Annotated in this window: 4 protein-coding genes and 1 pseudogene; 4 read left to right on the top strand and 1 reads right to left on the bottom strand. The window is 64.8% G+C overall.

Annotated features, from left to right (window positions below):
* The 3 genes and pseudogenes from addB to trxA all read left to right on the top strand — a co-directional run.
* The coding region (gene addB, locus JCM21793_RS22045; RefSeq protein ID WP_025031743.1) for a double-strand break repair protein AddB at positions 1–1,748 on the top strand (1,748 nt) is incomplete at its 5' end.
* Positions 1,745–5,268, top strand: a pseudogene (gene addA, locus JCM21793_RS27765) (double-strand break repair helicase AddA). The gene addB and the pseudogene addA, both read left to right, overlap by 4 nt.
* Before the next feature lie 74 nt (positions 5,269–5,342).
* Complete coding sequence (gene trxA / locus JCM21793_RS22035; RefSeq protein WP_007009092.1) at positions 5,343–5,666, top strand: thioredoxin; 324 nt, start codon at positions 5,343–5,345, stop codon at positions 5,664–5,666.
* Positions 5,667–5,913: 247 nt separating this feature from the next.
* Here the strand turns inward: trxA and JCM21793_RS22025 are convergent, their stop codons facing one another.
* Positions 5,914–6,720 carry an undecaprenyl-diphosphate phosphatase gene (locus tag JCM21793_RS22025; protein WP_025031742.1) on the bottom strand — a complete coding sequence of 269 codons (807 nt, stop codon included), beginning with the start codon at positions 6,718–6,720 and terminating at the stop codon, positions 5,914–5,916.
* A 139-nt stretch (positions 6,721–6,859) separates the two neighbouring features.
* On the opposite strand from JCM21793_RS22025, the gene JCM21793_RS22020 reads away from it, so the two are divergent.
* Positions 6,860–7,552: a glutathione S-transferase family protein gene (locus tag JCM21793_RS22020; protein ID WP_007009090.1), complete on the top strand. Its 693-nt coding sequence runs from the start codon at positions 6,860–6,862 to the stop codon at positions 7,550–7,552.
* Positions 7,553–7,641 lie beyond the last annotated feature (89 nt).

Below are 7,641 nucleotides of genomic sequence, written 5' to 3'. Positions count from 1 at the left end.
CGCGCCGCGCCGCCGAGACCATCGAGCTCGTGGCGCTGCGCGGTGGCACGGGCCGGCCTGACATCGCCACGCTCGATGCGCTCTTTGAAGCACGCTGGGAAGCGATTGAACGCGACACGCGCAAACCCTTCTGGTTCCCGCGCGTCAACAATGCTGCACTGGCCGAAGCGCACGCCGTGCTCGGTGCTCTGGTCGAGGCGCTGCGCCCATTGGCCGCCCTGCGCGGGCAATCTGGCATCGGCATGCCTGAAATGGCGCGCGCAACGGTGGAAGTACTGGAAGCACTGGGCCGTTCCGAAGACGGCAGTCTGACAAATTACTATGACGGCGAGCGCGGACAGGCCATGGCTGCCTTCCTGCGCGGTCTGGTGGGTTCGCAAACCACCCTGCCCTTCGATGCGGGCGAATGGCCGGCGGTCTTTGCCGCGCTCATCGCCACCGAGGTGGTCAAACCCACCATGGGTGCAGACAGGCGCGTGGCCATCTGGGGCGCGCTCGAAGCGCGGCTTCTGCATGTCGACACGATGGTTCTGGGCGGCATGAACGAGGGCACCTGGCCTGCCATTCCCTCCTCCGACCGCTTCATGTCGCGCCTGATGAAGGCCGAGCTTTCGCTGGAGCCGCCGGAGCGCCGCATCGGCCAGGCCGCGCATGATTTCATGATGGCGATGGGCACAAAGAATGTGGTGCTGACGCGCGCCGCCCGCGCCGGCGATGCGCCGGCTGTCGCTTCGCGCTGGCTGCAGCGCCTCACGGCATTTGCCGGCAAAGATGTCGCCGAAACCATGCGCGCCCGCGGCCGGGAGCTGATCGCATGGGCACGCCTTCTGGACGACAGGCCGGACGAAGATTTCGCCCCCCGGCCCGAGCCTGCGCCGCCGGTCGAGGCGCGTCCCACGCGCTTCTCCATCACCGAGATCGAGACGTTGCGGCGCGACCCCTATGCCGTCTATGCCAAACGCATTCTGGCGCTTGTCGCGCTCGACCCGCTGATCCGCGATCCGGGTGCCGCCGAACGCGGCAATCTCTTCCACGATGTTCTAGAGCGCTTCATCAAGGAGGTGGAAGACCCGACGGCCCCCGACGCGCTCGACAGGCTGATCGCCATTGGCCGCGAGCTTTTTGCCGAAGCCGGTCTCCCGCAGGATGTGGCAACGGTCTGGTGGCCGCGCTTCGAGCGCACGGCGGCTTCTGTCATCGAGTGGGAGCGCGGTCGCGCCGAGGGCATCGCAAGGCGCCATGCAGAAATTCGCGCCTCGGCCACCGAGGTGGCGAAGCTCGGGCTCACCCTTTCAGGCCGGGCCGACCGCATCGACATCCGCGCCGATGGCAGCGCCGAAATCCTCGACTACAAGACCGGCGCCTCGCCGTCGCGCCGGCAGGCGCACACGCTTCTCTCGCCACAGCTTGCGCTGGAAGCGGCGCTGCTTCAGCGCGGTGCCTTCGCCGATATCGGTCCCGCCGAGCCCGGCGACCTCGCCTATGTGCGGCTCAAGGCCAATGGCGAGGTGGTGCCTGAATCCATCCTGCGCATGAAGGACAGCGACAAGACCGCGCCCGGCATGGCCGAAGAGGCATGGGAACGGCTGGGTCAACTTCTCGCCCATTATCACAAGCCCGAGACGGGCTATCGCTCGCGTGTCCTGCCCTTCCGCGAGGGCGATGTGGATGGCGATTACGACCATCTGGCGCGCGTGCTCGAATGGTCTGCCGGCGGCGATGCGGGCGAAGGCGGAGGGGACGAATGAAAAAGTTTCCCGTGATCCCCGAGGACACGGTCAAGGCGCAGTCGCTTGCAGCCGACCCCGCCACATCGGCCTGGGTCTCGGCCAATGCCGGCTCCGGCAAGACCCACGTCCTTGCCCAGCGCGTGATCCGGCTTCTCTTGCAGGGTGCCGATCCTTCGAAAATCCTCTGCCTCACCTACACGCGCGCTGCCGCCGCCAACATGGCCAACCGCGTGTTCCGCGATCTCGCCGGCTGGAGCCTCCTGCCCGACGAAGCGCTGTCCGATGTGATCGCAAGGATGGAGGGCAAGGCGCCCAACCGTGAAAAGCTTGCTCGCGCGCGGCGGCTTTTCGCCCGCGCGCTGGAAACGCCGGGCGGTCTGAAAATCCAGACGATCCACGCCTTCTGCGAGGCGATCCTGCACCAGTTCCCGCTGGAGGCAAACATCGCCGGCCATTTCGAGCTGCTCGACACGCAAATGGAGGAGGCGCTTCTTGCCGAGGCGCGGCGCGATCTCCTCTCCGGTGCCGCCGGCGAGGATGGCGCGCTGGCCGAAGCCTTTGCCGAGGTGCTGGAGCGCGGCGGCGAGAGCGGCTTGCAGGAGCTTCTGTCCGAGATCATCGCCCGCCGCGACGGCTTGCGCGCCTTTATCGATGGGATCGGCAACGACCCGGTGCCCTACAGCGCCCTTTTCGAGGAATTCGATTTCGCAGCCGGTGACACGGCAGCATCGATTGCCGCCTCCATCTGGCCGCTTCCGGGCTTCGATGCCGGCGCGTTTCGTGCCTTCGTGGCCGAGGCGGAGGCCGTCGACGCCAAAACGGTTCTGAAGAGCATCGTGCCCGATGCCAGCCGCGCCTTCGAGGAGGCGGACCCGCTGCGCCGGCTCGACCATCTGCGCAAGGGCTTTTTGAAGGCCGATGGCGGCGTCTATGGCGAGACCACGTTCAAAAAGGCGCTGCGCACTGCCCTGCCCGACATTGTAGAGCGCTATGGCGAGGCGGCGGAGGCAATCAGCAATGCCGCCGACCGCGTGGCGCTCTTCCGCATGCTGGAGGCAACGCGTGCGGCCCTTGTCATCGCCGATGGCATGATCGCCCGCTATGAGCGTCTGAAACGCGCGCGCGGCTTTCTCGATTTCAACGATCTCATCATGCGCACCATCCGGCTTCTGGACCGTACCGATGCCGGGCCATGGGTTCAGTACAAGCTCGACAAGGGCATCGACCATGTGTTGATCGACGAGGCGCAGGACACGAGCCCCGAGCAGTGGCAGATCGTGCGCCTTTTGGCGGAAGAGTTCTTTGCCGGCGAAAGTGCGCGCGAGGGCCTCCTGCGCACCATCTTCGCGGTGGGCGATGAAAAGCAGTCCATCTATTCGTTTCAGGGTGCGGAGCCCGCAGCCTTCGGCGAGAGCGGCCGCGCGTTTGAGAAAAAGGTGCGCCAGGTCGAGCGCCGTTTCGAGCGGCTGCGCCTGCGCTATTCCTTCCGCTCCACCGAGGATGTGCTGCGCGCCGCCGATCTCGTGTTCTCGAAAGCCGGTGTGGCGCAGGGGCTGACGCATGATCCCGAGCCGATTGAGCATCTGGCCGTTCGCGCGGGCCAGCCCGGCTATGTGGAGGTCTGGTCGCCCATCGCGCCGGTCGCCGTCGATGAGCCGGAAGACTGGACGGAAGCCATCGACCACGCTTCGGCACCCGCCGTGCGGCTGGCCGAAACCATCGCGCAAACCGTCGAGGACTGGATCCGCAATGGCGAGATCATCGAAGGCACGGGCAAACGCCTCACGGCGGGCGATGTTCTGGTGCTCGTGCGCAAGCGCGACCGGTTCGTGCACGCGCTCTCGCGTAGCCTGAAAAACCGCCACATCGACGTGGCCGGCGCGGACCGCCTGCGGCTCACAGCACACATCGCCGTGCAGGATCTGATCGCGCTTGGCCGCTTCCTTCTCCAGCCGCATGACGACCTCTCGCTGGCAGCAGTGCTGAAAAGCCCCCTCTTCGGCATGGATGAGGAACGCCTCTTCCGTCTGGCCTGGAACCGCGGGCGCGCCGTGCCGCTGTTCGATGCCATGCGCGCGCAGGCGCTGGAAGATCCGGCAATGGCCGGCATGGTCGAGACCCTGCAGAACTGGCAGAACGATGCGGCGTTCAAGCCGGCTTTCGAGTTTTATGCGAGCCTTCTCACGGGCACCCGCGAGCGGGAGGGCGCGCGTCGGCTTTTCGTTGCCCGGCTCGGCCATGAGGCAAACGACATTCTCGACGAGTTCCTGTCCTTTGCGCTGGCCGGCGAGCGCGCGGGGCTGAACGGGCTCGAAGCGCTGCTTTCGGCGCTTGAAGGGCAGGCGCCGGAAATCAAGCGCGAGATGGACCAGACGCGCGACGAGCTGCGCATCATGACGGTGCACGCCGCCAAAGGGCTCGAAGCGCCGGTGGTGTTTCTGGTCGATCCGGGCAGCGCGCCCTTCGTCTCGCAGCATCTGCAAGCTCATGCCCTTCGCGCCGCGCGGCGAAGGTTGGCAGGGCAAGGGTTTCCTCTGGCGCGCCGGCAAGGATGTTTCCAACACGGTGGCCTCCACGTTCGAAGCCGATGCAAAGATCAAGGCGGAGGAAGAATACCGCCGCCTACTCTATGTGGGCATGACGCGGGCCGAGGACCGGCTCATCGTCTGCGGCTATCATGGCCAGCGCGAGCCTCAGGAACTGACCTGGCTCAATGTCGTGCGCGCCGCGCTTTCCGGGGCCGACCGGGTGGAGGAACGGGCGAGCCCCGCCATCTGCGCACCGGTCTATCGCTATCGTGTGAGCGATGCTCCGGCGGTGAAGCCTGAGGCGGAGAAACCTGCTGGAGACCGCGCCCGAAACCACGCTTCCCGAGGCTCTTCTCACGCCGCCGCCCATGCCGGTCGACCTGCCGCGCCCGCTCTCGCCGTCGCGTGCTGGCGCTCTGATCGAAGCTGATTACGAGCCGGTCCCCTCTCCCCTCTCCCCGGTTCTCGACGAGGCGCGCAAGCCGGGCTTTGCCATCCAGCGCGGTCTGGCGGTTCACAAGCTTTTGCAATTGTTGCCCGAATGCCCGCAGGAAGAGCGTGAGGCCGCAACGGGCCGCTATCTCGATCGTGTGGGCGGCACTTGGAGCAGCGAAGAGCGGCAGGCTGTCTGGCGTTCGGTGCGCGCGATCCTTGAGGACACGCGCTTCGCGCCCATCTTCGCGCCCGGGTCCCGCGCCGAAGTTTCCGTCATGGGCGAGCTCGCGCTTGGCAAACGCCGCCACGCCGTCTCCGGCAAGATCGACCGCCTGGCCGTCACCGATGATGCGGTTCTGATCGTCGATTACAAGACCAACCGCCCCGCGCCAAAATCGCTGGAAGAAGCACCCGCAGCCTATGTGGCGCAGCTTGCGCTCTATGCGGAGCTTCTGAAACCGCTTTATCCCGGGCGCAGGGTCGAGGCTGCGCTTCTGTTCACGGAAACGCCGGTGCTGCTGCCGGTTCCCGCCGAACGTCTGGCAGACGCGCTTGAACGACTCACGCGGGCGTGACACAACAACGCTTGACGCGTGCCCGCGCGACCCCCACATCTAGTGGAACAGATTTGCCGATAAGGAGAATTCCCATGGCCACCGTGAAGGCGGACAAGAACAATTTCCAGTCCGACGTGCTGCAGGCGTCCGAGCCCGTGGTTGTCGACTTCTGGGCCGAGTGGTGCGGCCCGTGCAAGATGATCGCGCCCGCGCTGGACGAGATCGCTGCCGAGCTTGGTGGCAAGGTCAAGATCGCCAAGGTGAACATTGACGAGAACCCGGAACTCGCCGCGCAGTATGGCGTTCGCTCGATCCCGACGCTCATGATGTTCAAGGGCGGCGAAGTGGCCGACATGAAGGTCGGCGCCGCACCCAAGACGGCGCTTTCGGCCTGGATCAACGGTGCCGTTGCCTAAAACGCCGTCTGCACAGACATGAAAAACCCGGCCTCGCGCCGGGTTTTTTGTTGGCCGGATTGCATCGACGTCGTGCGTGGTTCGCCCTTCGGCAGGCTCAGGAAGCTCACCATGAGGGATGTAGAGCGTTGCAGAATTGCCGGTCTCTACGGTGTTACGGCTGGTTTTGCAGTCATACACCCTCCCTCATGGTGAGCTTGTCGAACCACGCACCACGGTACTGCATTTGGTCCTGAGCCCGGCGGGCTTACCCCCACACAAGCAGCGCGATCAGCCCGACACTGCCCACGAGCAGCCGCCACCAGCCAAACAGCGCATAGCCGCGCCGCGATACGTAGCCAAGCAGCCAGCGCACGACCATAAGCGCGGCAAAAAAGGCGGCGATGAAGCCGATGGCGATGATCTTCACATCCGCTGCCGTGAGGAGATCGTAATTCTTGTAGAGATCATAGGCGAAGGCGCCGGTCATGGTCGGCATGGCGAGGAAGAAGGAAAACTCCGCCGCCGAGCGCTTGTCCGCGCCCATCAGGAGCCCGCCAACGATCGTCGCGCCCGAGCGCGAGGTGCCGGGGATCATCGATAGGCACTGGAACAGTCCGATCCCGAGATACATGGAAAGCGGAAATTTCGTGATGTCGTGATAGCGCGGTTTCGTTGCCCGGCGATCCACCCACAAGAGCACGAAGCCGCCCAGAATGAGCATCACGCAGATCAGAAGCGGTGTTTCAAAGAACACGTTCTTGATGATTTTGTAAGCCAGCACGCCGATCACGGCAGCCGGCAAAAAAGCGATCAGAATGCCGATCACGAAACGCTGCGTTGCCGGGTCGCGGGGCAGATCGATCAGCATCTGCCAGAGGCGCGCGGCATAGACGCTGAGGATCGCCAGAATGGCGCCGAGCTGAATCAGCACCTCAAAGGCCTTGCCGGTGGATTCGAAACCGAGGAAATGGCCGGCGAGCAGGATGTGCCCGGTCGAGGAGACAGGTATGAATTCCGTCAGGCCTTCGAGCACGCCAAGAAGAAGGGCCCCCACGATGGTCTGATCCGTCATGTTTGCTCCTCAATCAAGGCTTGCTTGTCAGCAGATACGTCTCCCCCTATAGCTGAGGGAAGAACTCGCAGAATCAGGTAATCGAAGGATTACCGTCACGGCCATGAAATGGCCAGAGCCTTCCTCTAGAAGCAGACGCATGCTGACGCTCTTTCACCATCCCCTCTATGCTTCCTGCCGTTTCGTGCGGCTTTCCTTTGGCGAATATGGCGAGGAACTCGCCCTGATTGAGGAGCGCCCCTGGGCGCGCCGCGAGGAGTTTCTCACGCTCAATCCGGCGGGCACGATCCCCGTCCTGCTTGCCGAGGGCGACCATCCCATTGTCGGTGCAACCGTTATCGCGGAATATCTCGATGAGACGCGTGGCGCACTGAAGCGCGACAAGCGCCTGATGGCCGAGGATTCCGTCGACCGCGCGGAAATTCGCCGGCTTGTCGAATGGTATCTGCTCAAGGCCGATGCCGATGTTACCCGGCATCTGGTGCGCGAGAGGGCCCTGAAGCCGCAGATGGCGGGGTCGGAAGGTGGCGGTTCGCCGGATTCGGCAGCCATCCGCGCCGCGCGAACCAATGTGCGCCAGCACATGAAATACACGAACTGGCTTGCCGGCACTCGCGACTGGATGGCCGGCAAAAGGCTTTCCTATGCGGATCTCGCTGCCGCGGCCACGCTCTCGGTGCTCGACTATCTGGGCGAGATCGAGTGGCGCGACTATCCGGCAGCGCGCGACTGGTACACCCGCATGAAATCGCGCCCCTCTTTCCGCTCCATTCTGGCTGACCGCGTGCGGGGGCTTTCCCCCGTCTCTCACTACGCGGATCTGGATTTCTGATGAAAAGCGCGCAGGCCGACAGGCTTCGCGCGTTCGTCGAAAAGGAGGCGCGCGCGCTGGGCTTCGATGCCGTGGCCGTGGCCTCGGCG

Source organism: Nitratireductor aquibiodomus NL21 = JCM 21793 (assembly GCF_000615975.1).
GTDB lineage: Bacteria > Pseudomonadota > Alphaproteobacteria > Rhizobiales > Rhizobiaceae > Nitratireductor > Nitratireductor aquibiodomus.
Note: the sequence above shows the minus strand (reverse complement) of the source record. Positions and strands in the feature narration are given on the sequence as shown.

Excerpts from the sequence above, each read along its gene's own strand:
- JCM21793_RS22020 (WP_007009090.1), top strand. The coding sequence starts at position 6,860 with ATGCTGACGCTCTTTCACCATCCCCTCTATGCTTCCTGCCGTTTCGTG.
- JCM21793_RS22025 (WP_025031742.1), bottom strand. The coding sequence starts at position 6,720 with ATGACGGATCAGACCATCGTGGGGGCCCTTCTTCTTGGCGTGCTCGAA.
- trxA (WP_007009092.1), top strand. The coding sequence starts at position 5,343 with ATGGCCACCGTGAAGGCGGACAAGAACAATTTCCAGTCCGACGTGCTG.